This is a genomic window from Arthrobacter sp. StoSoilB5, from assembly GCF_019977235.1.
In the GTDB taxonomy this organism is placed as follows: domain Bacteria; phylum Actinomycetota; class Actinomycetes; order Actinomycetales; family Micrococcaceae; genus Arthrobacter.
Map to the genome: position 1 here is coordinate 3,369,363 of NZ_AP024646.1, position 26,931 is coordinate 3,396,293.

At 61.3% G+C, this 26,931-nt stretch carries 27 protein-coding genes and 4 tRNA genes; 16 read left to right on the forward strand and 15 right to left on the reverse strand.

The features are described from left to right. Positions 1-130 precede the first annotated feature (130 nt). A complete protein-coding gene (gene tig, locus LDN75_RS15170; protein WP_223933154.1) occupies positions 131-1,504 on the reverse strand; it encodes a trigger factor in 1,374 nt (457 codons plus the stop codon). 70 nt (positions 1,505-1,574) lie between these two features. Then, a tRNA-Pro gene (locus LDN75_RS15175) sits at positions 1,575-1,649 on the reverse strand. A gap of 153 nt (positions 1,650-1,802) precedes the next feature. Between LDN75_RS15175 and LDN75_RS15180 the strand changes: the two genes are divergently transcribed. After that, positions 1,803-1,876 (forward strand) — tRNA-Gly (locus tag LDN75_RS15180). Between the two features lie 57 nt (positions 1,877-1,933). Here LDN75_RS15180 and LDN75_RS15185 read toward each other — a convergent pair. From LDN75_RS15185 to LDN75_RS15195, 3 genes are all read right to left on the reverse strand, one after another. Further along, complete coding sequence (locus tag LDN75_RS15185; RefSeq protein ID WP_223933156.1) at positions 1,934-2,821, reverse strand: DNA-formamidopyrimidine glycosylase family protein; 888 nt, start codon at positions 2,819-2,821, stop codon at positions 1,934-1,936. Further along, complete coding sequence (locus LDN75_RS15190) at positions 2,821-3,261, reverse strand: ribose-5-phosphate isomerase (protein ID WP_263422399.1); 441 nt, start codon at positions 3,259-3,261, stop codon at positions 2,821-2,823. The genes LDN75_RS15185 and LDN75_RS15190 overlap by 1 nt, the downstream gene beginning before the upstream one ends. A 115-nt stretch (positions 3,262-3,376) precedes the next feature. Then, positions 3,377-4,387, reverse strand: coding sequence for a hypothetical protein (locus LDN75_RS15195; protein ID WP_223933160.1), 1,011 nt, complete (start codon positions 4,385-4,387; stop codon positions 3,377-3,379). Between the two features lie 130 nt (positions 4,388-4,517). Here LDN75_RS15195 and pepN point away from each other — a divergent pair, with 130 nt between their 5' ends. The 3 genes from pepN (at position 4,518) to LDN75_RS15210 (ending at position 8,738) form a co-directional block, all read left to right on the forward strand. Continuing rightward, positions 4,518-7,079, forward strand: coding sequence for an aminopeptidase N (gene pepN, locus LDN75_RS15200; RefSeq protein WP_223933162.1), 2,562 nt, complete (start codon positions 4,518-4,520; stop codon positions 7,077-7,079). Positions 7,080-7,189: 110 nt separating this feature from the next. After that, positions 7,190-8,191 carry an IS481 family transposase gene (locus LDN75_RS15205; protein ID WP_223933164.1) on the forward strand — a complete coding sequence of 334 codons (1,002 nt, stop codon included), beginning with the start codon at positions 7,190-7,192 and terminating at the stop codon, positions 8,189-8,191. A gap of 67 nt (positions 8,192-8,258) precedes the next feature. Further along, a complete protein-coding gene (locus LDN75_RS15210) occupies positions 8,259-8,738 on the forward strand; it encodes an OsmC family protein (protein ID WP_223933166.1) in 480 nt (159 codons plus the stop codon). Between the two features lie 15 nt (positions 8,739-8,753). Here the strand turns inward: LDN75_RS15210 and LDN75_RS15215 are convergent, their stop codons facing one another. Continuing rightward, positions 8,754-9,785, reverse strand: coding sequence for an NAD-dependent epimerase/dehydratase family protein (locus tag LDN75_RS15215; protein ID WP_223933168.1), 1,032 nt, complete (start codon positions 9,783-9,785; stop codon positions 8,754-8,756). A gap of 87 nt (positions 9,786-9,872) precedes the next feature. Here LDN75_RS15215 and LDN75_RS15220 point away from each other — a divergent pair, with 87 nt between their 5' ends. Next, positions 9,873-10,535: a mechanosensitive ion channel domain-containing protein gene (locus tag LDN75_RS15220; RefSeq protein ID WP_223933170.1), complete on the forward strand. Its 663-nt coding sequence runs from the start codon at positions 9,873-9,875 to the stop codon at positions 10,533-10,535. A 34-nt stretch (positions 10,536-10,569) separates the two neighbouring features. Next, on the forward strand, positions 10,570-10,983 hold the full coding sequence (locus LDN75_RS15225; RefSeq protein WP_223937596.1) for a globin: 414 nt from the start codon (positions 10,570-10,572) through the stop codon (positions 10,981-10,983). A gap of 2 nt (positions 10,984-10,985) precedes the next feature. On the opposite strand, the gene LDN75_RS15230 is transcribed toward LDN75_RS15225, so the two are convergent. Next, positions 10,986-11,657: a hypothetical protein gene (locus tag LDN75_RS15230; protein ID WP_223933171.1), complete on the reverse strand. Its 672-nt coding sequence runs from the start codon at positions 11,655-11,657 to the stop codon at positions 10,986-10,988. 63 nt (positions 11,658-11,720) lie between these two features. Here LDN75_RS15230 and LDN75_RS15235 point away from each other — a divergent pair, with 63 nt between their 5' ends. Next, a complete protein-coding gene (locus tag LDN75_RS15235) occupies positions 11,721-12,626 on the forward strand; it encodes an acyl-CoA thioesterase II (protein WP_223933173.1) in 906 nt (301 codons plus the stop codon). Positions 12,627-12,707: 81 nt separating this feature from the next. Here the strand turns inward: LDN75_RS15235 and ettA are convergent, their stop codons facing one another. Together ettA and LDN75_RS15245 are read right to left on the reverse strand one after the other, a co-directional pair. Further along, positions 12,708-14,390, reverse strand: coding sequence for an energy-dependent translational throttle protein EttA (gene ettA, locus LDN75_RS15240; RefSeq protein ID WP_223933175.1), 1,683 nt, complete (start codon positions 14,388-14,390; stop codon positions 12,708-12,710). Between the two features lie 93 nt (positions 14,391-14,483). Then, positions 14,484-14,978, reverse strand: a complete 495-nt coding sequence (locus LDN75_RS15245) for a hypothetical protein (protein WP_223933177.1) — start codon at positions 14,976-14,978, stop codon at positions 14,484-14,486. A gap of 98 nt (positions 14,979-15,076) precedes the next feature. Between LDN75_RS15245 and LDN75_RS15250 the strand changes: the two genes are divergently transcribed. Together LDN75_RS15250 and LDN75_RS15255 are read left to right on the forward strand one after the other, a co-directional pair. Next, entirely contained in the window at positions 15,077-15,529 is a 453-nt protein-coding gene (locus tag LDN75_RS15250) for an SRPBCC domain-containing protein (protein WP_223933179.1), read from the forward strand. Positions 15,530-15,711: 182 nt separating this feature from the next. Then, positions 15,712-16,812 (forward strand): IS481 family transposase, encoded by a 1,101-nt coding sequence (locus tag LDN75_RS15255; RefSeq protein ID WP_346347143.1) that lies wholly within the window; start codon positions 15,712-15,714, stop codon positions 16,810-16,812. Between the two features lie 131 nt (positions 16,813-16,943). Here LDN75_RS15255 and LDN75_RS15260 read toward each other — a convergent pair. After that, positions 16,944-17,016: transfer RNA gene (locus LDN75_RS15260), tRNA-Arg, on the reverse strand. Positions 17,017-17,236: 220 nt separating this feature from the next. On the opposite strand from LDN75_RS15260, the gene LDN75_RS15265 reads away from it, so the two are divergent. Both LDN75_RS15265 and LDN75_RS15270 read left to right on the forward strand, forming a co-directional pair. After that, on the forward strand, positions 17,237-17,794 hold the full coding sequence (locus LDN75_RS15265; RefSeq protein ID WP_223933181.1) for a single-stranded DNA-binding protein: 558 nt from the start codon (positions 17,237-17,239) through the stop codon (positions 17,792-17,794). Between the two features lie 67 nt (positions 17,795-17,861). Further along, positions 17,862-18,482, forward strand: a complete 621-nt coding sequence (locus LDN75_RS15270; RefSeq protein ID WP_223933184.1) for a GNAT family N-acetyltransferase — start codon at positions 17,862-17,864, stop codon at positions 18,480-18,482. A 24-nt stretch (positions 18,483-18,506) separates the two neighbouring features. Here LDN75_RS15270 and map read toward each other — a convergent pair whose 3' ends face one another. Further along, positions 18,507-19,274 carry a type I methionyl aminopeptidase gene (gene map, locus LDN75_RS15275; protein WP_223933186.1) on the reverse strand — a complete coding sequence of 256 codons (768 nt, stop codon included), beginning with the start codon at positions 19,272-19,274 and terminating at the stop codon, positions 18,507-18,509. A gap of 180 nt (positions 19,275-19,454) precedes the next feature. Here map and LDN75_RS15280 point away from each other — a divergent pair, with 180 nt between their 5' ends. After that, positions 19,455-20,141, forward strand: coding sequence for a DNA alkylation repair protein (locus LDN75_RS15280; RefSeq protein ID WP_223933188.1), 687 nt, complete (start codon positions 19,455-19,457; stop codon positions 20,139-20,141). Positions 20,142-20,154: 13 nt separating this feature from the next. Here LDN75_RS15280 and mptB read toward each other — a convergent pair whose 3' ends face one another. Beyond that, positions 20,155-21,711 (reverse strand): polyprenol phosphomannose-dependent alpha 1,6 mannosyltransferase MptB, encoded by a 1,557-nt coding sequence (gene mptB, locus LDN75_RS15285; RefSeq protein WP_223933190.1) that lies wholly within the window; start codon positions 21,709-21,711, stop codon positions 20,155-20,157. A gap of 191 nt (positions 21,712-21,902) precedes the next feature. Between mptB and orn the strand changes: the two genes are divergently transcribed. The 4 genes from orn to LDN75_RS15305 all read left to right on the forward strand — a co-directional run bounded on the left by orn (position 21,903) and on the right by LDN75_RS15305 (position 24,269). Then, entirely contained in the window at positions 21,903-22,496 is a 594-nt protein-coding gene (gene orn, locus LDN75_RS15290; protein ID WP_263422400.1) for an oligoribonuclease, read from the forward strand. Positions 22,497-22,628: 132 nt separating this feature from the next. Then, positions 22,629-22,701: transfer RNA gene (locus tag LDN75_RS15295), tRNA-His, on the forward strand. 136 nt (positions 22,702-22,837) lie between these two features. After that, positions 22,838-23,410, forward strand: coding sequence for a peptide deformylase (gene def / locus LDN75_RS15300; protein ID WP_223933194.1), 573 nt, complete (start codon positions 22,838-22,840; stop codon positions 23,408-23,410). Between the two features lie 4 nt (positions 23,411-23,414). Further along, entirely contained in the window at positions 23,415-24,269 is an 855-nt protein-coding gene (locus tag LDN75_RS15305; RefSeq protein ID WP_223933196.1) for an acyltransferase domain-containing protein, read from the forward strand. Here the strand turns inward: LDN75_RS15305 and LDN75_RS15310 are convergent. The 3 genes from LDN75_RS15310 to LDN75_RS15320 form a co-directional block, all read right to left on the reverse strand. Continuing rightward, positions 24,254-25,054 (reverse strand): HNH endonuclease family protein, encoded by an 801-nt coding sequence (locus LDN75_RS15310; protein ID WP_223933198.1) that lies wholly within the window; start codon positions 25,052-25,054, stop codon positions 24,254-24,256. The two genes, LDN75_RS15305 and LDN75_RS15310, sit on opposite strands and share 16 nt — an antisense overlap. Before the next feature lie 122 nt (positions 25,055-25,176). Beyond that, the gene (locus LDN75_RS15315; RefSeq protein ID WP_223933199.1) at positions 25,177-25,386 is read right to left on the reverse strand and encodes a hypothetical protein; all 210 of its coding nucleotides are present in this window, start codon (positions 25,384-25,386) and stop codon (positions 25,177-25,179) included. Between the two features lie 72 nt (positions 25,387-25,458). Continuing rightward, positions 25,459-26,910 carry a glyceraldehyde-3-phosphate dehydrogenase gene (locus LDN75_RS15320; RefSeq protein WP_263422401.1) on the reverse strand — a complete coding sequence of 484 codons (1,452 nt, stop codon included), beginning with the start codon at positions 26,908-26,910 and terminating at the stop codon, positions 25,459-25,461. Between the last annotated feature and the right edge of the window lie 21 nt (positions 26,911-26,931).

The window sequence follows — 26,931 nt, forward strand, 5'->3', positions numbered from 1 at the left end:
GTTCGCTGACGGCGCACGATTGGAGCAGGCCCGCAGATCCAGTACGCTGACCGGACGAGGGCTTGTCCGTTCAGGGCTTAAAACAAACCGACCCCGGATCCATGGATCCGGGGTCGGTTGACGCTACTAATTAGAACTTTACGGCTGCGGGGTCATCGCTGGCGACGACATCCGCTTCCTCCGTGGCTTCAGCCTCATCGGCAGCAACTTCGCCGGCGGGCCGGACGAAGTCGCTCAGGTCAACCTTGTTGCCTTCGGAGTCGACAACCTCGGCCTGGCCCAGCACAACGGCCAGCGCCTTGCGGCGACGGACCTCGGAAACCATCATGGGGACCTGACCGCTCTGATCGATGATCTGGGCGAACTGGTTCGGATCCATGCCGTACTGGCTTGCGGTGCTGACGATGTAGTCGATCAGCTCGTTCTGGCTGACGTCAACTTCTTCCTTGTCCGCAATGGCGTCAAGGATGACCTCGTTCTGGAAGGCACGCTCGGTGTTGGCCTTGACCTCGGCGCGGTGTTCCTCGGTGTCGTGGTCACCTTCGCCGTGGGCGTTCTCCGGGTTGAAGTGAGCTTCAATCTGCTCTTCGACCACCGAAGCCGGAACGGGAACCTCGACGAGCTCAACGAGCTTGTCCAGAACCTTGTCGCGGGCCTCAACGCCCTGTCCGACAACCTTGGAATCGGCAGCCTGCTTGGCGAGGTCCTCGCGGAGCTCAGCAAGGGTGTCGAATTCAGAGGCCAACTGGGCGAAGTCGTCATTGGCCTCGGGAAGCTCGCGCTCCTTGACAGCCTTGACAACAACCTTCACCTGGGCTGCCTCGCCGGCGTGGTCGCCGCCAACGAGGGTGGTGTCGAAGATTGCTTCTTCGTCCGCCGAGAGGCCGGTCACGGCTTCGTCCAGGCCTTCAAGCATGGTGCCGGCACCAACCTGGTAGGACAGGCCGGAAGCGGAATCGATCTCTTCGCCGTCGATTGTGGCGGTGATGTCGATCGTGAGGAAGTCCTCGTTCTGGGCGGGACGCTCCACGGACTTCAGCGTGCCAAAGCGGCCACGCAGTTCATCGAGGGCCTTGTCGACGTCCTCGGCGGAGGATTCAGCCGCAGCAACCTCAACCTTGATGCCTGCATAGTCCGGCAGTTCGATTTCGGGACGAACGTCAATCTCCACCTGGAACTTGAGCTCGCCGTCGGTTGCGGACGGGTCCGGAACCTCCGTGATCTCAACCTCGGGACGGCTCAGGGGACGAACACCGGTTTCCTGGACTGCGGCCTGGTACCAGCCGTTGAGGCCATCATTGATGGCGGTCTCCAGAACGTACCCACGGCCAACACGCTGGTCGATGAGCTTGGAGGGAACTTTGCCCTTGCGGAATCCGGGGACCTGGATCTGCGAAGCAACGGTCTTGTACGCGGCATCGATGCTCGGCTTGAGTTCCTCAAAGGGAACCTCAACGTTGAGCTTGACCCGCGTGGCGGTGAGGTTCTCGACAGCGCTCTTCACAGTCTAAGTACTCCTGATTTTGTGGGTATGGGGTTCTGCCGCATCCCTGAAATGGACACGAAACACAGAGTCGGGGTGACAGGATTTGAACCTGCGACTTCCTGCTCCCAAAGCAGGCGCTCTAGCCAAGCTGAGCTACACCCCGAATGCACAGGACAGTCTACGGGCAAGCAGGCCCTGAATGCACATTTGACACCGCCGCCGGAATTAGGTTTAGTTGTACCCGGCTTCAACAGCCACCGGGAAGATGTCCTGATCACGGAATCCAGTACAAAGGATCCAGCAGGAGATCCCATCCGGGGACGTAGCTTAATGGTAAAGCCTCAGTCTTCCAAACTGATTACGCGGGTTCGATTCCCGTCGTCCCCTCCAGCAAAAAGAGCCCCAATCCTCGGATTGGGGCTCTTTCGTTGTTTCTACGGGCAGCTGCTACAACTGGCAGCCAGGGCACCAATACAGTTTGCGGGCACCGATTTCGGCCATGCCCACCAGCGTCCCGCAAGCGCGGCAGGGCAGTCCTTCGCGCTTATAGACAAAGTGGGCATCGGCGTCGGGCGCTGTGCCGCCGTCACCGGTCCATAGCGCTGGCGGAGTGGTGACAATCCGGCCGTCGCGGACGCCGTCGGACATGGTCAGCACGGCGTCGTCCCACAATTTGCCTGCCGTCGCTGCATCAATCGTGTTTCCAGGGGTCCAAGGGTCCACTCCCTGACGGAAGAGGACCTCGGCGCGGTAAATATTGCCCACGCCAGCCAACACAGACTGGTCCATCAAAAGCAAGGCCACAGCAGTCCTACGGCGACGCAACCGGCGGATGAACTCGTCCCTGTCCCCCGGCCGGTTGCGCAGCGGATCAGGCCCCAGCCGGGCCAGTACGGCTTCGGCTTCATGGGACGTAATAGCGGCGCAGGTAGTGGCGCCACGAAGATCGGCCCAGCCGTGGTCAGAGACCAGCCTCACACGGACGGCGCCGACAGGTTCCGGCGGCCCTGCGTAGTCCAAGTCAATGCCGGATGAAGCAGTCTCCCGCTCACCGATCCGGCGCGGAGCGCCGATGCTTGAAGCGCCGCTGAACGAACTGTCCCCGCCGAAATTCCAAGCCCCGTACAGGCCCAGATGGACGTGCAGGAAAAGATCGTGGTCAAAGCGCAGGAACAACTGCTTCCCGTGGGCAGCAGCTTCAACCATCACATGGCCATTCAGAAGATCTGCGCCGGCCGTGAATCTTCCCTGCGGACTGGAAACTTCCAAACGCCGGCCGCCAAAAACATCGTGGAATTGGCGGGCCAGCCTATGGACGGAATGCCCCTCCGGCACTACTCGACGATCTCGCCGGTGGTTTCGTAGGCCGCAATCTTGCCGATTCGGCGGATGTGGCGTTCGTCGTTGCTGAACGGTTCCTGCAGGAAGGCTTCAATGAGTTCGGTTGCTTCTTCCACCGTGTGCTGGCGACCCCCGACAGCCACCACATTGGCATCGTTGTGCTCACGGGCCAGTTTGGCGGTAGAGAGGTTCCAGGCCAGCGCGGCGCGCACACCCTTGACCTTGTTGGCGGCAATTTGTTCACCGTTGCCGGAACCGCCCAGAACGATGCCCAGCGCATGCACGCCTGCCTGCTGGTCGGCCACCACTGCGACTCCTGCGTTGATGCAGAAGGACGGGTAATCATCCAGCGCGTCATATTCCTTGGGTCCGTGGTCCACAACCTCGTAGCCCTTGGCGGTGAGGTGGCTGACCAGGTGGGCGCTGAGTTCCATGCCGGCGTGGTCTGTGGCGATGTGGACACGGGGTGTAGTCACAGGAAGTCCATTCTTTCTGGCGCGCCGGTATGGCACCTGGCCGGGCGCGGCGGTGTGGGATGCGTTACCTAGGTTACCGCGCCCCGGGTTGCTGGGGCTGTCCGCCGGGGTGGGCCCGCTCGGCAGCCCGGTTCAGGATACCGGCGAGTTTGTCAGCGGTAGCGGCAGTACCAGCACTGAGCGCCACCCTGCCTCCGTTAAGTTTCCTTACGACGACGGCCGGTCCGCTGCTTACCAGCATCGCTGTGGCGTCGTCATGGTGCCGCCAGCCCCAACCACCAAAGTCTGCAGCTTTCACTTCAGCGGGAGCTGCTGCCGCAATATCGACGGCGGGAACGGTCAGGACCCGTAGTATGCCACCGGCAAAGACTTGCAGCCCTCCCCTGTCCGCCCGGACGCGGGCGAAAAGGAACCCGGCACCAACAAGCGCCACTGCGGCGACCAAGGCTCCGAGCCATGGGACTGCTATCGCTATCAGTGCGGCTGGAAACAGTGCTGACACGATGATCATGACGAAAACTGAACTGCGGGCATGGACCCACATGCGCAGGGTATCGCGGGCTATTTCCGGATCCGCGGCGCGCAGGCGTTCGGCCTCCAAAGCTTCGTCGTCTTCGCGCGTCCAACGGGGATCGGGTTTGAACGCGAACATGAGGACAACACCAAGGGACACCGCAGCACCGCTGCCCATGGCAAGGACAATCGGATCGACATGGGAATCACGGGCATCCCCGAGTCCCGATTGCCCCACCAGCCCGGCGGCCAGTACCGCAGTGATGAAAAGGCTCACCATCAGGCCAAGGCCCATCATGACGCGTCGCATCACCACGGGCCTGGAAATCGGCACCGCCTGCAGGAAGGCCACCCATCCGAAGAAGGTGATCAGGGCTGCGCCGCCCGTTACGTAGGCACCGAAGGGCGCAAAGGAAGTTCCGCCGTCGGCGTTCCACATCACGGCCACCGGATCCGGAAGGCTGTTCCGGAGCATCTGGGCACACACGACGAAACCGATCGCCAGAAGCAACGGAAATGTCATCCCGAACCTGAGTGCGCGGATATCAAGTGACTCCCTGAACGTTCCCATGATCCAACGCTACTCCGTAGGAACGACACTGTGGTGGCACCTCCTTGCGATCGGCGATTGGAGTGAAAGAATGGCTTCACACCATCGACCGGACCTGCCCCGGCCGCCACCCCAACCTCTGGAGGCACACTTGCCAGGCCTTAACCTGACGCGCGACGAAGCCGCGCAGCGCGCTGAAATACTCAATGTCGAGTCCTACAACGTCACCTTGGATCTGACCAAGGGAGCCTCGGTCTTCGGGTCCACAACCGTGGTGAAGTTTTCGGCAAAGGCCGGAGCCTCGACGTTTATCGACGCCGTAACCGACACCGTTTACAGCGTTACCCTGAACGGCACCGAACTGGATCCGGCCGAGGTATCCGACGGTGTCCGAATCCAGCTTCCAAACCTTGCTGCCGACAATGAGCTCGTGATCGTCGCCGATGCACGCTACATGAACACCGGCGAGGGGCTGCACCGTTTCGTGGATCCGGTGGATGGGGAGGTCTACCTCTACACCCAGTTCGAGGTTCCGGATTCCCGGCGAATGTTCGCTGTCTTCGAACAGCCGGACCTGAAGGCCAGCTTCACGTTCACCGTCACTGCTCCCTCGCACTGGGACGTCGTCTCCAACTCTGCCACGCCTGTCCCTGTTGAAGCTCCGGCCGGCGAGGACGGCGGGGCCAGGTCCGTGTGGGAATTCGCTCCCACCCCGCGTCTGTCCTCCTATGTCACCGCGCTGATAGCCGGACCCTATCAATCAGTTCGTTCGGAGGTCACTGGTTCGGACGGCAGGGTGGTTCCGCTTGGCGTATTTGCCCGCAAATCGCTGATGCAGTACCTGGATGCGGAGAACATCTTCGAGCTGACCCGCCAGGGCTTCGAATTCTTCGAGGCGCAGTTCGGCTGCCCGTATCCGTTTGAGAAGTACGATCAGCTGTTCGTACCGGAGTTCAACGCGGGCGCGATGGAAAACGCTGGTGCGGTGACAATCCTGGAGGGCTACATCTTCCGCGGCAAGGTCGCAGGCGCACAGATCGAACGCCGTGCCATCACCGTCCTGCACGAACTCGCGCACATGTGGTTCGGGGACCTGGTGACCATGCGCTGGTGGAACGACCTCTGGCTCAACGAGTCTTTTGCCGAGTACATGTCCCACCTGGCTGCCGTGGAAAACACCGCCTTCGACCGGGCCTGGACCACGTTTGCCTCCGTGGAGAAGTCGTGGGCCTATCGCCAAGACCAGCTGCCCACCACGCACCCGATCTTCGCGGAAATCAACAACCTGGAAGACGTGGAAGTCAATTTCGACGGCATCACCTACGCCAAGGGCGCCTCCGTGCTGCGGCAGTTGGTGGCTTGGGTTGGACCGGAACAGTTCATGTCAGGTGTGCGCACGTACTTCGCCAAGCACGCATGGAAAAACACCGAACTTGCTGATCTCATGGTGGAACTCGAAGCCGCAAGCGGCCGTGACCTGGACGTATGGGGCAAGCTCTGGCTGGAAACCGCCGGCGTAAACACCCTGGCTCCCGAGGTGGACGTGGAGGAAGACGGCACCATCACCGCGTTCAGCATCCTGCAGACGGCGATCGATGAACAACCCACGCTGCGCCCACACCGCCTTGCAGTGGGCTTCTACAACCTTTCCGAAGAGGGCAAGCTGGAGCGGACGCACCGCGAGGAGCTGGATGTCGAGGGCCACCGCACCGAAGTCCCCGTCCTGACAGGCCTCGCACGCCCGGACCTCATCCTGCTCAACGATGACGACCTGGCCTACGCCAAGGTGCGCCTGGATGCGCACTCGCTGGCCACGGCCAAAGCGCATCTCAAGGATTTTGCAGCCAGCCTGCCACGCACGCTGGTCTGGGGTTCTGCATGGGACGCAGCGCGCGACGGGGAAACTCCTGCCCGCGGCTACGTGGAACTGATCCTGGCAAATATCGCAGAGGAAACCGACTCTTCGGTGATCCTCGTCCAACTGCGGCAGCTGGCTACAACGCTGACCTACTATGTAGCGGCCGAGCACAAGCTGGACGCTACGATCGCGGCAGCAGACAAGCTCTGGGAACTCGCTTCGGCGGTGGAAGCCGGCTCCGACGCCCAACTTCAGTTCGCGAAGTCCTTCGCGCAACTTGCACGCAGCGCAGACCAACTGGACCGCATCCAAGCCCTGCTTGACGGAACCGACACCCTTGAAGGCCTCACTGTTGACCAGGACATGCGATGGGAGCTGCTGACCGCCTTGGTGGCTGGCGGCAGGCAGGGCCAGGAGCGCATCGACCAGGAGCTCGCCCTGGACAACACCTCCACAGGCCAAAACGCCGCAGCACAGGCCAAGGCCGCAATACCCACAGCGCAGGCCAAAGCCGCAGCGTGGGATTCCATTGTGGTCAAAGGCGAACTCTCCAACGCCCTCCAAGCCTCAGCGGTGGCTGGCTTCATGCGGGTGCCGGACACGGCCCTGCTGGAGCCTTACGCGGAAAAGTACTTCGAAGCGGTCCCGGGCATCGTCAAGGAACGCACGCACGCCCTGGCCCAGCAAATCGTTGTGGGCCTCTACCCGGCGCAACTCACTACCCAGGCCACGGTGGACCGCACGGACGAATTCCTCGCATCCCTTCCGGAGGACAGTGCAGCGTTGCGCCGCATGATGCTGGAAAACCGTGACGGCGTGGCGCGGGCGCTCCGTGCACGGGCCGCGGACGTCTAGATGTAGTGTCCCGGCAGGTTGGTGACACGGGATTGATGTGACGCAATAAGAGGACCTCCGGGTGTTGTGTGGTGCTTGTCGAGAGCAGTTACACAATCCAGGAGGTCCTCGTGTCCCACTCTAACGCGATCCTTACCCCTGCCGGTCGTCTGAAACTCGCCCGGTGCGTGGTGGATGCTCACTTGCCGTTGCGCCGCGCCGCCGAACGATTCAATGTCTCCGTGCCGACCGCGGCCCGCTGGGCGGGACGCTATGTCGAGTTCGGGGAAGCCGGCATGCTGGATCGTCCCAGCCGACCACTGAGCTGCCCGCACCGCAGCTCAGTGCGGATAGAACATCGCGTCGTGGGCCTTCGGACGTCCAAGCGCTGGGGACCGGCCAGGATCGCTTACCACCTGCACTTGAACATCTCCACGGTCCATCGGATCCTGCACCGCTATCACTGCCCACCCCTGCGTTTCACGGACCGTGCCACCGGGATCAGGATCCGCCGAGAACGCGCCCGCCGCTATGAATACGCCTGGCCCGGGGAAATGATCCACGTCGATGTGAAGAAGCTCGGCAGGATCCCCGATGGCGGCGGCCATAGGAGCCTTGGCCGGGTGGCCGGGGAAGCGAACTCCCGGGCCCGGAATCTGGCTGAAGGCGCCCGCACGAACAGAGGCCTGCGCCGTGGGTACACGTTCATCCACCATGCCGTCGATGACCACTCCCGCTACGTCTACTCAGAGATCCGCGCCGATGAGACCAAGGAAACCGCCGCCGCTTTCATGCGTAACGCGATCGCCGCGTTCGCAGCCCACGGGGTGAAGATACAGCGCGTGCTCACCGATAACGGCTCCTGCTACCGGTCTCGACTCTTTGCCCAGACCTTGACGGAGGCAGGTATCCGACACAAACGCACCAGACCCTACCGGCCCCAGACCAACGGCAAAGTAGAACGCTTCAACCGCATCCTTCTAGAAGAATGGGCTTACGCCCAGACCTACACCTCAGAAGCCGAACGCCAAGCCTGCTACCCGAGCTTCATCGAGCACTACAATCAACGCAGGCCACACACTGCACTCAAAGGCGCCTCACCCATCAGCCGCGTCACCAACCAACCGGGTTAGTACATCTAGACCGATTTGGTTGAAATGCCCCTGCGGACAGTCAGTGGCGTCTGGCTAGACTGTCCGCATGGGCCTCAACGAACACCACTACGCACTGACCGTCCGCTGGACCGGAAACCTTGGCGAAGGCACTGCAAATTACAGGGGATACTCACGTGACCACGACGTCGAAATCCCGGGCCTTCCCACGCTGAAGGGCTCCTCTGATCCGACGTTCCACGGCGACCGGACGCGTTACAACCCCGAGCAACTCCTGCTTGCCGCCTTGTCCCAATGCCATATGCTCTCCTTCCTGCACGTGGCCGTACGGCATGGCGTAGTAGTGACGGCCTACGAGGACCAGGCGGAAGGCCTCATGAAGCTCAACCGCGACGGCAGCGGCCAATTCGAGAGCGTGACCCTGAGGCCGCACGTAACCATCAGCGACCCCTCGCAGTCGGCCCTCATGCCGCAACTTCACCACGAAGCCAACCAAGTTTGCTTCATCGCCCGCAGCGTCAACTTCCCCGTGCTGCACGAGCCAGTCACGACGGCCGCAGCGGCCTGAGCCTGTGACCTCGCCTTAGGCCTGTTGTTTCCCGAGGAGTCCCACCAGCCTGCGTTCGGTTTCACGGCTTAAGCCAGCCTTGCGCTCCCTTTCCAACCCCAGGCTGCGCTCGTAGTCCAAGGCGTCCCGCAGGGTCTCCTGCCAGGGCCGCAGTGTCATACCGAGCCCCTTCGCGGCTCGATTTGTCCGCGCCTGGAAGCCGTCATGGTCCGATGGCAGCCAGAGGGGAAGTGAGTCCGGCCCCGCCCAGTAGTCGACGCCATGCTCCACCAGCCAGTCTTCCTCAGCCCAGATGGTTTGGGCCGACAGAGGCCTTGCCTCTGCACCTGGCTGCGTCCCCGGACCTGCGGCCATGCGGCGTGACTCCGCAATGTACTCACTGAACGGAACCACATCCCCCATGGCGTTGTACGTGCCCGTCCATGCCTTCTCCGCCGCGTGGACGATCCACGTGGCGAGGTCTCGGACATCAATGACCTGGGTGGCATCATCTGGAATGTCCGGCACGATAACCGGCTCGGAGTTGGCGGCAAAGCGTGCTGGCCAGTAGCCGTAACGGTCAGAGCCGTCTCCTGGCCCTCCAATCAGCCCGGCCCGCACAATGTGGGCTTTATGCCCAACCAAGGCGAGTGTCATTTGCTCGATCGCCGACTTCGATTCGCCATACGTTTCCGGGGTACCCGCTTGACCTTCAGGCAGGGGTTCAAGAAGTGGTGCACTCTCGTCGGCACCGGGAACCGAATGATCGGCATACACCGAGCAACTGGACACAAAGGTCCAATGTCGTGCGCCCGGCCCCAACCTTTCCAGGGCATCCCTCGCCTGCACAGGATCCCGGGACACGTCAACAACCGCGTCCCAGCTGCCGTTCACATCCTCATAGGCCGCCCTACCCAAGCTGCGGTCGCCACGGACCCAGGTAACGCCGTCGGGCGGGTTCGCCTGGGTCCCACGGGCAAAACAGGTGACGTCATGCCCCAAGGCAACCGCCTGCTTTGCGACTTCAGCTGACAGGAAGGCAGTACCGCCCAAGACCAGGATGCGCATACGGTCACGCTACGGCGATAGGGTTGGAGGTGGACAGAGTGTTCCGCGCCCGGCGAACACGGGCCGACGACAAGGAGCTATTCCACCTTGATCTCCATCCCCCTGGCGGAAACCATCACCATAGAACCGGAGAAAATCGACGTCGTTTCGATCCTCATCACCGTGGGCGTAGGCCTGGTGGTGTGGATCGTGGCGCGTTTCATCATCCTGCGCATTACGCGGCGAGTGTCTGCGGGCAGTTCCTTCTTCAAGAAGCCACACTTCAAATGGGTTCAACCCGCCATCCGCGCACTGGACCATGAACGCCGGTCACAGCGCGCCGAAACCATCGGCACCTTGCTGACAAGCCTCGTGAGCGTCGTCGTTGTAGTGATCGTGATTATCTACGTCCTCAAGTACATGAACGTGGACGTCGCACCCCTGCTGACGAGCGTGGGAATTCTGGGTGTCGCGATTGGTTTCGGCGCACAACAACTGATCCGTGACTTCCTGGCCGGCATCTTCATCACCATCGAAGACCAGTACGGAATTGGCGATGTGATCGTCACCAGCGAAGTGATTGGTACCGTTGAATCAGTGGGCTTGCGCATCACGCGGGTGCGCGCTGAAGACGGAGCCATCTGGTATCTGCGAAACGGTGAAATCCTTCGTGTGGGCAACCGTTCGCAAGGAGACTACGTTCCGTTGGAGTCGCCGGACACCGACCCCACCGGCGCCGCCGAGAAGGCTGAGGAGAAAGCAAGTGAGTGAAACGAATCCCCAAGCTGGTCAACGACGCCAGCTGATGCAAAACGATCCCTTCAGCCAACCTGCCTACACCGACAGTTTTTACGCAGCCGTGGGCGGTCACGAAACCTTCGTGAAGCTGATTGACGTCTTCTACGACGGCGTTGCCCAGGACCCCCTGCTACGTCCCATGTACCCGGAAGAAGACCTGGAGCCGGCAAAGCGGCGCTTCCTCATGTTCCTGGAGCAGTACTGGGGTGGCCCCACCACCTACAGTGAGGAACGCGGCCACCCCCGCCTGCGGATGCGCCACATGCCGTTCCGCGTCACTCCCGAAGCGAAGGACCGCTGGCTCTTCCATATGCGGACAGCAGTGGACTCACTGGGGTTGTCGCCCCTTCATGAGGGAACGCTTTGGGATTACATGGAACGCGCTGCCCTAACTATGGTGAACAGCCCCTCCGCAGTCTGAGCCTAAAAGCCCAGACCCAGGCCAGCGCCCGTGCGGACCAGGACATGGCCACGAGGACCACTCAGACGGAACCACCGTCCATTCCGGAACAGCTGCTGCTCGCCTGCGCCGAGGAACCCCAAGGCGAAGGCAGCGAAAGCCGCACCAGCAGGCATGTCACGGAGGCCGGGCAGCGCCCGTCCCCACACGGCGGCCCGGGCAGTATTCACAACGGCAGCACCGGCGGTAGCGGGCACAACGCCAGCCACCTCTGCAATTCCGGCTTCCGCCGCTGACTTGAGATCGGCGTCGGGCACCATCCCCAAGGCTTCCCAACCGCTCCGTGGCGCGCCGACGCCAGCCCATGACTCCGAAACCGTCGACGGCGGGATGGGCAACTCGACATCTTCGGCGCCGGAGCGGGCAAGACGGTCCATGACGGACGCGAGCGTCACCGTGACATCGGCCTGCGCCGGTTCTGCCAGCGCCATGGTGCGCAAACCAAGGATTGTGGGAGTTGACTCGCCAAGGATGCGTGGCCTAAGCACACACACGTAAGCGGCCAACACTTCGCCCGCGGCCTGCAGTCGGATGGCGCCGTCGTCGATGCTCTTGGCACGGGTGACGTACGTCCTCAGGTCAGCGAGGTCGCGGGGATCGGCAAAGCGGAAGGACTGGGTCAAGAGGTCTGTCACATCATCGACTCTACCGGCATGTCCGCGGTTGAGAGGGCTCGGGGGGCCGTCTAGAGTCGAACCATGACTGACACGAACGCTGGCCTCGAGGTTGAGGCACCCACAGAGGATCCCACGGAAGTGCTCATAAGCCTGTTGGACCTGGGTGACTTCGACGGAGCCCGGACCAATGAGGACATCTTCCTTGGACCGTCCCAAAAACAGCCCAGGCATCGTGTCTTCGGCGGCCAGGTTTTAGCCCAATCCATGATGGCCGGCATGCGGACCGTGGAACCGGACCGCGTGGCCCACTCCATGCACGGCTACTTCCTGCGCCCCGGTGACGCCAATAAGCCCATCACGTTCGGTGTGGAACGGTTGCGTGACGGTCGGTCTTTCTCGGCACGGCGCGTCCATGCTTACCAGGACGGCGTTCCCATCCTTTCCATGATTGCCTCGTTCCAGGTTGAAGATGAGGGCGTGGATCACCAAGCGGCCATGCCCCAAGGCATTCCGGACCCCGAATCCTTGCCCAGCACCGCAGATCTCCTGGCTCAATTCGATCACCCTCTGGCCAGGCACATGTCCTCCGAGCGGCCGTTCGACGTCCGTCACATCGATCCTGCGCTCTACGTATCACCGCCAACCGAGCACGTGGCCACCAACGCCGTGTGGATGAAAACCATGGGCCCCTTGCCGGACGACCCCAAGCTGCACAGGGCCGCGTTGGCCTACGCCAGCGACTACACGTTGTTGGAACCCATCCTCCGCAAACACGGCCTCGCGTGGATGACACCGGGCATGAGCGTCGCCAGCCTCGATCACGCCATGTGGTGGCATCGGCCCGTCCGGGTGGACGAGTGGATGCTGTACGTCCAGGAGTCCCCCAGCGCCCAAGGCGCACGCGGCCTGGCCACCGGGCGCATATTCAACCGCGAAGGCATTCACGTCGCAACCGTGGCACAAGAGGGGATGGTCCGGATTCCGTAGGCTGCTTTGCGTTGAAGCGTTAAAGCGCAGAGGCCGGTCCGTGATGGGACCGACCTCTGTGTTTGTGTCTTGGCGACTGGATTAGTCGCGGGTAAGGCGACGGTGCGTCACGCGGTGCGGCTTGGCCGCATCGGGGCCCAGGCGCTCCACCTTGTTCTCCTCGTAGGAGTCGAAGTTACCCTCGAACCAGTACCACTTGGAGGGGTTCTCGTCGTCACCTTCATAGGCGAGGATGTGGGTTGCTACGCGGTCCAGGAACCAACGGTCGTGGGAGACCACCACAGCGCAGCCAGGGAACTCAAGCAGGGCGTTTTCGAGGCTGCTCAGAGTTTCGACGTCGAGGTCGTTGGTTGGTTCGTCAAGGAGCAGAAGGTTTCCACCCTGCTTAAGGGTCAGCGCCAGGTTGAGGCGGTTACGCTCACCACCGGAGAGGACGCCAGCCTTCTTCTGCTGGTCCGGTCCCTTGAAGCCGAACGCCGAAACGTAAGCCCGCGAAGGCATTTCGACCTGGCCGACCTGGATATAGTCATGGCCTTCCGAAACAACTTCCCAGAGGGATTTATTGGGATCGATGCCGCCACGGGACTGGTCCACGTAGGAGATCTTCACGGACTCGCCGATCTTGAGCTCGCCATCGTCCAGCGGCTCCATGCCAACGATGGTTTTGAACAGGGTGGACTTGCCCACGCCATTCGGTCCAATAACGCCAACAATGCCGTTGCGGGGCAGCGAGAAGGAGAGGTCCTCGATCAGGACTCGATCGTCGAAGCCCTTCTTCAGGTTCTTGGCCTCGATCACCACGGAACCCAAGCGCGGTCCAGGCGGAATCTGGATCTCTTCGAAGTCCAGCTTTCGCGTGCGCTCGGCCTCTGCAGCCATTTCTTCATAGCGGGCCAGGCGGGCCTTTGACTTGGTCTGGCGCCCCTTGGCGTTGGAGCGCACCCATTCAAGTTCTTCGGTCAGGCGCTTGGACAGCTTCGCATCCTTCTTGCCCTGGACCTCGAGGCGGGCCTTCTTTTTCTCCAGGTATGTGGAGTAGTTGCCTTCGTACGGGTAGAGGTGGCCGCGGTCGACTTCTGCGATCCACTCAGCCACGTGGTCCAGGAAGTAACGGTCGTGGGTCACGGCCAGGACCGCACCGGGGTACTGGGAGAGGTGCTGTTCGAGCCAAAGTACGCTCTCGGCGTCCAAGTGGTTGGTGGGCTCATCGAGGAGCAGGAGGTCCGGCTTCTGGAGGAGAAGCTTGCACAGCGCTACGCGGCGTCGTTCACCACCAGAGAGGACGGTGACATCGGAATCGGCGGGCGGGCAGCGCAATGCGTCCATGGCCTGTTCGAGCTGGGAATCGATATCCCAGGCATCGGCAGCGTCAATGGCTTCCTGCAGCTTCCCCATCTCATCCAGGAGTGTGTCGTAGTCCGCATCCGGGTTGGCCATCTCTTCAGAGATCTCGTTGAAACGCTGGATCTTGCCGTAGATCTCGCCAACGCCTTCCTGGACGTTGCCAAGGACGGTCTTTTCCTCGTTCAGCGGCGGTTCCTGCAAGAGGATGCCCACGGTGTAGCCGGGGCTCAGGCGGGCCTCGCCGTTTGATGGAGTGTCCAGCCCCGCCATGATCTTCAGGATGGTGGACTTACCAGCACCGTTCGGGCCTACGACGCCAATCTTCGCGCCAGGATAGAACGACATGCTGACATCGTCCAAAATAAGTTTGTCGCCAACGGCCTTGCGAGCCTTGGTCATCGTGTAAATGAATTCCGCCATGCCCTTAAATCTAGTGGGTAGGCGGACAGATCTCACATTCGGTGCTATTGGGCGACGCCAGCAGCTCCCGGGGGGCAGTGCGGCCGGCCGCAGTTAGCGAACGCTCCCCACGAAGCATTTTCCGGTGGCAAGTACCGGCAGGACGCTCACCACCACACCGCCATCCCGGATCTGACCCATGATGCAACTATCACCGGTCAGGGCGGCAGCTTCCAAGGCATCCACATCAAGACCTGTGGGCGTTCGGCCCACGGACACTTCCACGTTGGCTTTGGGAACGCCCGCAGATACCAAGGCTGCCCGCACCGATTCAGTGTCAGGCTTGGGGTTGGCAGCCGCGATTCTCTTCAGCGCCGCCTCCACAGCTGTGCTCGTGGCCGCTACCGCAGGGTCCATACTCGTCCCGCCGGCCGGTTGGGATGCCGGGCTTGAAGAAGGGCCGCCAGCCGCGGGTGCTTGGGGGGACGACGCGGTGCATGCTGACAGTGCAAGCGTAGTGACAACCACCAGGAAGGCCGCCGCGGCCTTTCCGTTCAGCTGAAAGTTGCTGGCATGTCTGGGCTGCTCGGCCTTGGTTCCCCTGCTCATCACAGTGCCATTCTGCCATTCCCATGGACTGCGCACGGGCGTAGCGTGGGCCAAGTGGTGGCCCACCCGTACCGGTGGGCCTCGGAAGGGAGGGAACCATGGAAGGAAAAGTCCCCAACGCCGAGGCGTCAATCACCGTAGCTGCCCCGCGCGACGCCGTGTGGAAGGCCCTGACGGATCCTGGCCTCATCAAGCAATACTTTCTCGGAACCAATGTGGAAACGTCCTGGAGGGTGGGCGATCCGATCACGTACTCCGGCGAATACAACGGCAATGCATACGAGGACAAGGGCATCATCCTGGCCTTCGAACCACTGCAGCTCTTGAAAACCACCCACTACAGCCCGTCAACGGGACTTCCCGATGCTCCCGAGAACTATCACACCGTTGCATACCAGCTGGACGATGCTGGCGAGGAGACATCCGTAACGATTACGCAGGGCAACAACAAGAGCGAACAAGAAGTGGAGCATTCCGCAGCGACCTGGCGAATGGTTCTTCAGAACCTCAAGGAATTTCTTGAGTCACATGGCAACAAGTTAGACGACTAAAGAATAAATCCCCCGGAACCATGTGGGTTCCGGGGGATTTCTTGTGCCCCAGGAGGTGTGTGATTTCAGGACATCGTTTACACATGTGGCGGGACATCCTTGACAGTGCCTGTGGCGGGACATCGTCGACACTGCCGGCATGTCGCGGGACATAGACGACACATGCCCTGATGGGCTGGGCCATGTCGAAGAACAAGGTCATCGTCCTGGCCGTCCTTGAGGGCGGAATGTCCAAAACCGAAACCGCCCGCCGCTACGGCGTCAGCCGGCAATGGGTGCACGAACTCCTTCGCCGCCACGCCGAGGCCGGCGAAGCGGGCCTCTCGCCCCGGTCCAGGCGCCCCCGCCGCAGCCCACAGGCGACCAGCCCTGCCATCCGGGACCGCGTACTTGCCCTGCGGCAGCGCCTCGCCGCCGAGGGCCTTGACGCAGGCGCGGAAACCATCGCCAGCCATCTTGAACTGGAAGGGTGCAGGCCGCCGGCCTCGAGCACCATTCATAGAATCCTGCGCCAGGCCGGAACCGTCACCCCGGAACCCCACAAGCGCCCCCGCTCCTCGCTGCGGCGCTTCGAAGCGCACCAGCCCAACGAGACCTGGCAATCCGACTTCACCCACTGGGCCCTGGCCGACGGAACCGACACCGAGATCCTGAACTTCCTCGATGACCACTCCCGCTACCTGCTGCACTGCACCGCCCACCGCCGGGTTACCGGCCCCATCGTGGTCAACGCGTTCCTCGACGCAGGCAGCGAACACGGGCTCCCGGCCTCAACCCTGACCGATAACGGCATGGTCTACACCACCCGCCTGGCTGGCGGGAAGGGCGGCCGGAACGCCTTCGAAACCCTCATAGCTTCGCTCGGCATCACGCAGAAGAACGGCCACCCAGGCCATCCCCAAACCCAAGGCAAAATCGAGCGATTCCACCAGACCCTGAAAAAATGGCTTGCCGGGCAGCCTCGCGCCCACACCCTCGACGGCCTGAACGACCAGCTCGCGAAGTTCAGGCAGATCTACAACCACGAACGCCCGCACCGTGCCCTGAACCGGCGCACACCGGCCACCGCCTACAACGCCGCCCCCAAAGCCGCCCCGAAGCTCGCCATCCAAGGCGACCACTGGCGGACCCGCACCGACCGAGTCGATGCCGATGGGAAAGTCTCACTCCGCTACGCCGGACGCCTCCGCCACCTGGGCATCGGTCGACTCCACAAGCACAAACGAGTGATCCTGCTCGGCCCACGAAGAACACGTCCTGACCATCGAACACGGAACCGGTGAAGTCCTCGCGGAGTTCACAATCAACCCAGACCGCGGCTACCAGAAAAAACAAAACACCCCCGGTCCGAAGACCGGGGGTGTCAATGATGTCCCGACACATCCGTAAAGGATGTCCCGCTACATCACACTTGTGCCCCAGGAGGGAATCGAACCCCCGACCGGCGGATTAGAAGGCCGCTGCTCTATCCCCTGAGCTACTGGGGCGCACTTGCGCCAATACCAGCCTAAGCCGCTGGCGCCACAAAGAGTTTACAGTGCATTCGGCCTGCAGCCTGTCAGCCCACGCCTACGGATACTTCTCCTCCACAACAACCCTTCGTGCCGGAGTTATTCACATAGGCAGACACCGCACTCCCCTGCCTGGTTTGCATGGATGAAGCTAAGAGGGCCGGACGGGCACTTTCCTACATCGAGAAGGACCACCATGAACGACACCATCACTCTTCGAGGCTTCGTAGCTTCAGAGGTTAAGAGTTCGACCACTACGCGAGGTACCGCTACGGCTTCTTTTCGTCTTGGAACAACTGAACGGCGCTATGACCGGGCAAGCAATACATGGATAGACGGCACCACCAACTGGTATACGGTGCAATCCTTTCGCTACTTGGCTGGCCACGTCGGCTGCAGCGTGAAGAAGGGGCAACGCGTGATCGTCATCGGAAAGCTACGCCTACGGCAGTGGGAACACGAGGGTCGGATATATCATGTGGCAGAAATCGACGCTGAATCAGTGGGGCACGACCTCATGTGGGGCTCTGCGAACTTCACCCGGATGACCGGGACCTCGGCTCCAGCTGATGGTAACCAGCCAAGCGAGGCCGCCGGGAAGCCTGGACATGCGGGTATTGAGTGGGAGGCCGGCGACAACGAACAGGCGCCCCCGGAGGATGAGACAGAAACGGTGGACGTCGATGATCCGGACGGTGCCGGTCCGCTGGTGGTAAACACAGCCACAGGTGAGTTGGTGGGTGCCGGGGCTTGAACTTCGGCATGGCACTGCGGGAGAGACTTGTGGGGCCAGCACCGCATGCGGAGTTTATTCTGGGTCCATGCCACACGACACAGCAGCTCACCGGCTTGAGACTGCTCCTGCTTCTTGGGAGGCAGTGGAGGAATTGTTCGGGGTCAAGGGCGAGCCGTCCCGGTGCTGGTGCCGCTGGTTCGCCCTCCCCGGCACGGAGTTCAGGTCTGCGGCACCCAGCGAACTCAAAGAACTCCTGCGGGCACGTTTCGACGAGGATCCTGAGCCGGGGGTGCTGGCGTTCCGGGGCGGCCAGCCGGTCGGCTGGTGTGCAGTGGAACCACGGGCAAACTATCCCCGCATAGAACGGTCGCAGCTGTTGCGGGCAGCGGACCTGCCGCCCGTTGACGTTGAAACCCTCTGGTCAGTGAGCTGTTTTGTGGTTTCACGGGACCATCGACGATCAGGTGTTGCTGCGATGCTACTCCGGGCAGCGGTCAACCATGCCTTCAAGAACGGGGCTACTACTCTGGAGGCATATCCCATTGACACCAGCCTGCGGCCAAAGGCTGGTCCATCCGATTTGTATCACGGCACGGTTTCGCTGTTCATTGAAGGCGGGTTCTCTGTGGTTTCAACTCCCATTCCTGGGCGCGCCGTAGTTCGCCTCAACCGCGCCCTAGTTCGCCTCAACGGGGAGCCCGCATAGCAGGGTCAGCTGTCATCGATGCCGCTAGGGCAACGTCAGGATCATGGGTCCATCCGCGGTGATAGCGACGGTGTGCTCACTGTGAGCAGCCTTGTTTCCGCTTGCTGAGCGCAGAGTCCACTCATCGTCATCGTGGTAGTAGTCGTCCTTGCCTCCCAGGATGAGCATGGGTTCGATGGCGATAACCAAACCCTCCTCCAGTTTGATGCCCCGGCCCGGCCTGCCCATGTTGGGAACGGGAGGTTCGGCGTGCATCGTCCGGCCGATGCCGTGACCACCGTGGTCGGCAAGCAAACCATATCCAGCCCGTTTAGCCTCGCCGCCGATTGCATAGGCGAGGTCACCCATTTTGTTACCCACCCGGGCTGCTTCGATACCGCGGGCGAGTGCCGCATCTGTGGCGTCGATCAATGCCTGGTCCACCGGATCAGCAGTGCCCACGATGAAGCTGACAGCCGCGTCTCCACACCAGCCCTCAAGGAAGGCGCCGCAATCCACACTTAGGAGGTCCCCATCCCGGAGAACATAGCCATCCGGAATTCCATGCACCACGGCGTCATTGACGCTGGCACAGATCACGCCGGGAAACGGGACCGCGGCCCACCGTGGGTGGTAATTAAGGAAAGCCGGCCTGGCCCCCGCATCTGAAATCACGCTGGCTGCAAGCTCGTCCAGTTCTTTGAGGGAAATACCGACGTCCGCGTGGTCCTTGACAGCTGCCAAGGCGTGGGCCACCACCCTGCCGGCCTCGCGCATCATCGAGATCTGGTCCGGTGTTTTCACCATGGACATGGGGTTCCTCCATTTTTGCTGGGCGGGGTAGTTTGCCGTTCGGGATCATTCCCGGACCCGCTGGCGATTAATTCCACTCTACGGCGCAGGTCGCTGCGAGTGCGGAGAACAAAGCGGAGAACAGAGAGGTACGGCCGGCCTGGGTCCTTTTCCCAAGACAGCCGGTCATAGAGTTGGGGAATGGACAACAAGGACCTGCTTGAGGCCATCCGGTCAACACTTCGCTCCGCCGGGGACGCTGAGCGTGCCAGGGGCGCCCAGGCTTATATGAAGTCGGACATGCCCTCCTGGGGGATCCGGGTGCCTGAGGTGCGCAGGATCGTCAAGGTCGCAGCGAAGCAGTTTCCCGTGTCTTCACCCGTGAGTCTTCGCGACGCTGTCCTGGATATGTGGCGCAATGCCGAGGCCCGCGAAGAACGCTATGCAGCCATTGAGTTGACAGGCCTGCCTATGGTCAAGGAAGACCTTGACATGCTGCCGGTCTATGAGGAAATTATCCGCACTGGGGCTTGGTGGGACCTCGTCGACGGCGTGTCCCACCGTCTCTGCGCCCTCCTCCTTGCACACAGGTCCACAATGACACCGCTGTTACTCCAATGGTCCACCGACCAGGACATGTGGATCCGTAGGGCTTCCATTACTGCTCAATTGGCAGCCAAGTCCCTAACGGATCCAGGACTGCTGGCGGCTGTTATCAAACCCAACCTTGCCGACAAGGAATTCTTCATCAGGAAGGCCATCGGATGGGCGTTGCGGGAGTACAGCAAGACGAACCCGGAGTGGGTCAGGGCCTTCGCGGCGGAGAATGGTCCAGCACTCAGCCCGTTGTCCACACGTGAAGCAGTAAGGCTTCTGTCATCCGCTTGAGTGCCGCGCAATCTCAGATGATCGGGCGCAGACCTGGTTCGTCGCGTTTGCGGAAAAGACTCTTTGTCTTCGGATCCACGAATATCAAGTAAACGGCAAACAGAAGCGCGATGATGGCGGCCGCGTTCCGTGCCAGGGTCAAGGCGAGTCCGAGGTCCTCACTTTGAAGATACGGGAACACATCCAGTTGGTCCGAGATGGCATAGACCATGAAGAACGACACCACGAAGTAGACGGCCTTCACCTGCCAGTCGTTGCGGATGCCGGTTACGGCAAACAGAGGAATCAGCCACACCACGTACCATGACTGGATCATGGGAGCCAACAGGACAATCGCGGCAAAGGCCAAGGTGAGACGGCGCATCAGGCGATCGTGCTCTCCCCGGAACACTTGCCAGGCGATGGCCCCCACCATCAGCACCTTGCCGGCGTCGTAAACCCATTTGGCCATGCCCCAGCCATCGAGGCCAAAAACGTTGAAGATGGAGGCGACGACCAGGCCGATCAGGCCGATGGGTGCGTACCAAATCCAGACGCTTCCCGGGGCCGACAGGCCCTTCACCCATCCAAACCCAAATCCATTGACCAAGCTCATGGCGTACAGGAGACCAAACGTCAGGGCGGCTGTCAGGAACCAGTAGAGGAACTTGCGCGGCCATGAGGCACCCTTGCCGGCCCAGAGCAGCCCGATGAACGGCAGGAAGACCACCGTAATGGGCTTGACCGAGATCGAGAGGGTTACCAGGACCAGTCCTCGGATGACCCGGCGGGTGGCGCAGTAGTAGAGGCCTGCGAGGGCCAGTCCAATCATGAGGGCGTCGTTGTGGACACTGGCAATGAAGTTGGTAAGGAAGAGTGGGTTGGCTGCTGTCAGCCATAGTGCGCGGTGTGGGTTGACGCCGTGGAGTTCTGCCAGCTTGGGCACGAAGATGATGCAGAGTATGACACCGGCCACGGCCACCAGCCTGAAGAGCATGATGCATGCCTCGGGTTGGACGTTGGTCACCCAAACGACGAATTGTTCGATCCAGAGGAACAACTGGCCGTACGGAACGGGTGCTTCCGTCCACATCTTGTCGGCACCCAATTGGAAGTAGTTCGGGAGGGCAGAAATCCCATTCTCGTAGGGGTTCATCCCCTCAACCATGAGTCTGCCTTGGCCGATGTAGGCGTAAACATCCCTGCTGAACAACGGGACGGTGAACATCATGGGCAGTCCCCAGGCCACCACAGCCTGCAACGTGGCCTTGCGGGCTTGGAGTCCCCATACGCGGACGCGCTGTCCCAGGCGCAACCAGGCCCGGACAAGCAGCATGCCACCAACGGCCAACAGGACAATGGACAATGCCACGCCCACGCCTTCGGTGCGCATCCAGATGAAGAGCGGGAGCCGCCGAAGTTCAGACACCGGCGCGAGCCAGCCAACCCCCAGCGAGCCGAAGACAAGAAACATCGAACCGATGAAACCGGCGATCAGCGGGGACTTGGCGTTATCCACTTCGCTGGCAGCCGCATCCGCAGGCGGCGCTTCTTTCCCTGCCTTCTGGGCGGCGGGTACAGGCACCGTCATGTGGTCTTCATCCAATCGTTTACCCGTGCGTTCCGGGACAGAAAATCTGATTCTCTGGGGGCTGTTCACGACAGGAAGAAAAGACACTGCCGTGCTCAAAAATCCTACCATCGGAGCACTTGGAACCGCCTGAACGATAGGCTAGGCGCGTGCCTATTACTAATGAACGCATCGTCTGGATCGACTGCGAAATGACCGGCCTGGACCTGAAGAACGACGCCCTGATCGAGGTGGCGGCGCTGGTGACAGACTCCGAGCTCAACATCCTGGGCGATGGCGTTGACGTCGTCATCAAGCCCGACGACGAAGCGCTGGAGCAGATGAACGACTTCGTTCGCGACATGCATACCCGCTCCAAGCTCCTTGACGAGCTCCCCCACGGCAAGACGATGGCCGAAGCCGAGGCGCAGGTGCTTGAGTACATCGAGAAATGGGTTCCGGATCCCCGCAAGGCGCCATTGGGGGGTAACTCTGTGGGCACCGACAGGATGTTCCTGGCCAGGGACATGCCGAACATTGTGGAGCACCTCCACTATCGCGTCATCGATGTCAGTACCATCAAGGAACTCTCCCGCCGTTGGTTCCCCCGGGCATACTTCCAGTCGCCGGCCAAGCATGGCGGCCACCGCGCACTTGGGGATATCAAGGATTCCATCGACGAACTCCGCTACTACAGGCAGGCCGTGTTTGTTCCAGCGCCGGGCCCCGACACCGCTACCGCCCAGCGAATCTCCAAGGACGTCACGGCCACTGCTGAGACCCTGGGTTCAACAGAAACTATGTGATCTGGGCCATTTTTGGAGGTTTTTTCGTCGAAACCGGCAAAAGTGGTCTTTTCACCCCAAAACAACAGGTAAGCTATTTGTCGTTGCCTTCACGGAATGCCGTTCATACGGACTTACCGAAAAAGGCACATGGTGGGCGTAGCTCAGTTGGCAGAGCGCCTGGTTGTGGTCCAGGAGGTCGCGGGTTCAACCCCCGTCGCTCACCCCGCCGAGATTGGCTTAGAAGCCGGTTTCCACAAAGGCCGCACCGGTTATCCGGTGCGGCCTTTGTTTTGTTTTGGCCCGCCTGCAGTCCTATGGGTTGCTTCCGGAACACAGCGATCGACTAAGGAAGAGCTGACATGACCGTCCTGCCAGTGACCATTTGGGGCGAACCCGTTTTGCACCGACGGGCGAGTGAAGTCGAAGTATTCGATGACGATCTCCGAAAACTCATAGCTGACATGTTCGAAACCAATGATGCCGCGAACGGAGTGGGCCTCGCCGCACCCCAGGTGGGAGTCGGGAAACGCATCTTTGTGTATAAGTACGCCAATGACGACGACGCCCCCGAGCAAGGCGTTCTGGTCAACCCCGTCCTGACCCTCTCAAAGATCTCGGGAGCCCTCCCGGACCCGGAAGAGCACATTGAGGGCTGCCTGTCCTTCCCCGGAGAGCACTACCCACTGCAGCGCGCCGAGTGGGCCCGCGTCCAAGGCTTTGACGGTGATGGAAACCCTGTGGACTTCGAAGCTACGGGCTGGTTCGCTCGAGTCATGCAACACGAGTACGACCATTTGGACGGCAAGCTCTACGTCAACCGCCTTGTTGACCGATATGCCAGGAAGGCAATGAAGCAGGCCAAGAAGAACGGTTGGGGAGTTCCCGGATTGACATGGATGCCTGGCGTCGACCCGGACCCGTTCGGACATTGATCCGATGAACCAAGCACGCCATGCAGAATTGTTCGAGCTCCTGGACATTACCGGCGAGGACGCCGTGGAATGCGCCGAACTCTTGGACAGAAATCCCAGTGGCCACGCTCGGGAGGCGATGGAGCTGCTGCAGCAACGGCTTGGCACCTTTCCGGCCGACAGCGTTCCTCCAGGCCGGATTCCTCCCGGTCGGCTGGACGAGATCAGCTGGATCGAAGTCCTGCTCCGATTCGCGCCCAAGGTCCACGCGTACCATCTGGAACTGGGAATCAACGCTAAAGTGTCAGCGGCCACCTTGGCAGACATGGGGCTTCAGCTCCGCATCAACCGCCGCGTCCATGGACGTTTCGGGCTGGACACCTGGAGCTGGCTAACGTTGCACATGGCAGGGAATCTGTTCAGGCTGGGCCGGTTGCAGTTCCATCTGATCCGCAACAAACACCAGGACGGGTCAGAGGCCAGCGTCCCTCACGGATCCGGTTGGGTCCTTGGTGTCCACATTCCGGAGGACGGCGGCCTCTCCCCCGAGCTGGTTGACGCCAGCTTCGAAGAGGCGCGCTCTTTCTTTTCCCAATATTTCCCGGACAAGCCAGCCACTATGGCCACGTGTGAGTCCTGGATGCTGGATCCTTACCTTGTTGAGCGGCTTCCGGACAGCAACATCGCCTCCTTCGCCCGCCGCTTCACCCTGGATCGATGCACGGATGCCCCATCGGATGCGGTGTATTTCACCTTCCGGAAGCGGGGGCTCGAGAACCTGGACCAATTACCCCGGGAAACATCGCTTCAGCGCATCGTCCTGGAGAGAATCGACGACGGCGGCACCTGGCAACTGGGACACGGTCACCTGGCCCTGTAAATGGTTTGCTGATCCGGGCAGGAAGAGAGGACACGCATCATGGCGTCCTTCTCCGCCTGGGTGACCCAGAGCTTGTAGGCCGCCTTGACGGAGATCTGCCGTGCCACGTAGTGACACCGGAAGTTCTTATTCGGCGGCAGCCAGGTGGCGGCGTCGCCTGCGCCCTTCTTCACGTTCTCGGGCCCATCAGCCGCAATAAGGTTCAGCGGATCATTTGCCAACCTCTGGCGCTGCTGCACGGTTAATTGCTTGGCACCCTTCTGCCATGCGTCAGCCAGGGCCACAATATGGTCAATCTGAACGTCGGCGCTGGTGTCCTGGCCCCGGCGGAAGGTGACGTGGGCGCCTGTGTAGGGTTCCTGAAACTCCCCAGTGGCAACCTTGCATGAGGATCCGCTGGTGAACTCCACGGACGAAAGGTCCCGGCGAAGGATGTCGTTCCTGGTATCGCATCCGTTTCGATCCGCATCCAGCCACGCCTGGCCGAACGCGGTTCGCTCATAGTCTTCCTGGGATGCCCGTCCCTTGACTTGCAAGTCCTCCAGCGCGGCGCTTGCCTTCTCCGCCGGAACGGCCTCGATGCCGCTAATGGGCTTCATCCAAGCGGGATTGAATACCGGCGCATCACTGGGACCCGAGACCCATGGCTCGGCCGCATTGAACTGGCCGGTGGTGAAGAACCAGGATAGTCCCGCCACCAGGGTGGCGACCGCTAATCCCATAATTGCCCAGGATTGGCGTGATCGTCTGCGCGCGCGTTTGTAGGCAGACCAGGTGATACTCAAGGGGCTCCGTCCAGTCGGTGTGAGTCGTGTCCTTCGAGCGTAGGACAAGGCACCGACAGTCAGAGCCGATATCCACAGTGTGTAGGAGAAGTCACACTGCAGGGGTGGGGAACATTCCCCGTTTACTGCTCACGCATCACGCGTTTGAGGTCTTCGGCAGCCACTTCCAGCAGCGTACGCAATTGCTGGACGCGTTCGTCGGTGACGTCCCCTGCAGCATTTGCTGCGATGGCCTGGTCCAGTAGTTTCTGGGCCTGTTTGTGGTTGGCCCGTGCTACATCCAGTGCGTGTTCCAGCGTGGTCTCGTGTTCCAAGGTCGATTCATTTTCCATGAACCCCATTTTGGTCAGGTTTCCCGGCTGATACCAGTAACTCAGCCGGGAAACCCGTGAATACTTCCAGGCTTAGGCGTTGGCCGCCTCGAGCACTGCAATGGGAGCGACGATGTCGCGGGCGGGGAAGGACGGCGGGTTGACGCCGGCCATTTCCTCCATGACACGAATCACCTGGCAGGAGTAGCCGAATTCGTTGTCGTACCAGACGTAGAGCACGAGGTTCTTGTCGTTGGAAATAGTGGCCAGGCCATCGACGATGCCTGCGCGGCGGGAACCAACGAAGTCGGTGGAGACAACATCCGGGGAGTCGATGTAGTCGATCTGCTTGCGCAACGGCGAGTGCAACGACATTTCGCGGAGGTAGTCGTTAACCTCATCGCGCGTGGTGCCGTTGGCAAGGTTGAGGTTCAGGATCGCCATGGATACATCCGGGGTAGGTACGCGGATGGCGTTACCTGTGAGCTTGCCCTGAAGTTCCGGAAGCGCCTTGGCGACTGCCTTGGCTGCACCGGTCTCCGTAATAACCATGTTCAGCGCTGCCGAACGGCCGCGGCGGTCTCCCTTGTGGAAGTTGTCGATCAGGTTTTGGTCGTTCGTGAACGAGTGCACCGTTTCGACATGGCCGTGGATGATGCCGAACTTGTCGTTGATGGCCTTCAGCACCGGAGTAATGGCGTTGGTTGTGCACGAGGCAGCGGTGACGATCTTGTCGTCATCAGAAATGTCGGACTGGTTGATTCCGTGGACGATGTTCTTCAGGTCGCCCTTGCCCGGAGCCGTCAGCAGGACGCGCGAAACACCCTTGCTCTGCAGGTGCTGGGACAGGCCCTCCGCATCGCGCCAGCGTCCCGTGTTGTCAACTACCAAGGCATCCTTGATGCCATAGGCGGTGTAGTCCACGGTGGCGGGGTTGTCCGAGTAGATAACCTGGACCTGAACGCCGTTGGCGGTGATGGTATTGGCTTCCTCGTCCACGCGGATGGTTCCCTCAAAGGAACCGTGCACGGAGTCGCGGCGCAGGAGGCTGGCACGCTTGACGAGGTCGTTCTCGGCGCCCTTGCGGACAACGATGGCACGCAGCCGCAGGCCATGCCCGCCACCGGCCTTTTCAATCAGGATGCGGGCCAGGAGGCGGCCGATGCGGCCAAAGCCGTACAGCACGACGTCGGTGCTGGTGCGGTCATCAGCGCCGCGCTTTCCAACGATTTCCGCAAGCTCGGCCCGGAGGAACTCGTCCAACGAGGTGCCGTGGCCCTCGACGCGGAACTTCTCGGTGAGACGGGCAATGTCGATGGCAGCCGCGCCGAGATCCAGCTCAGCAAGCGCGTTCAACAGGGGTGCGGTTTCTTCGAGCAGAAGCTCGGTGTTGCTCATCCGGCGCGCAAAGCGGTGGGCCTTCAGGATGTTCATGGTCGACTTGTTGATCAGGCTCCGGCCGTGGATGCTCGTGACCACGTTGTTTTCCCGGTACAACCGGCCGATCACCGGAATCATGGCCTCGGCGAGAGCCTCCCGGCCCATCCACTTATCAAGACAAGAATC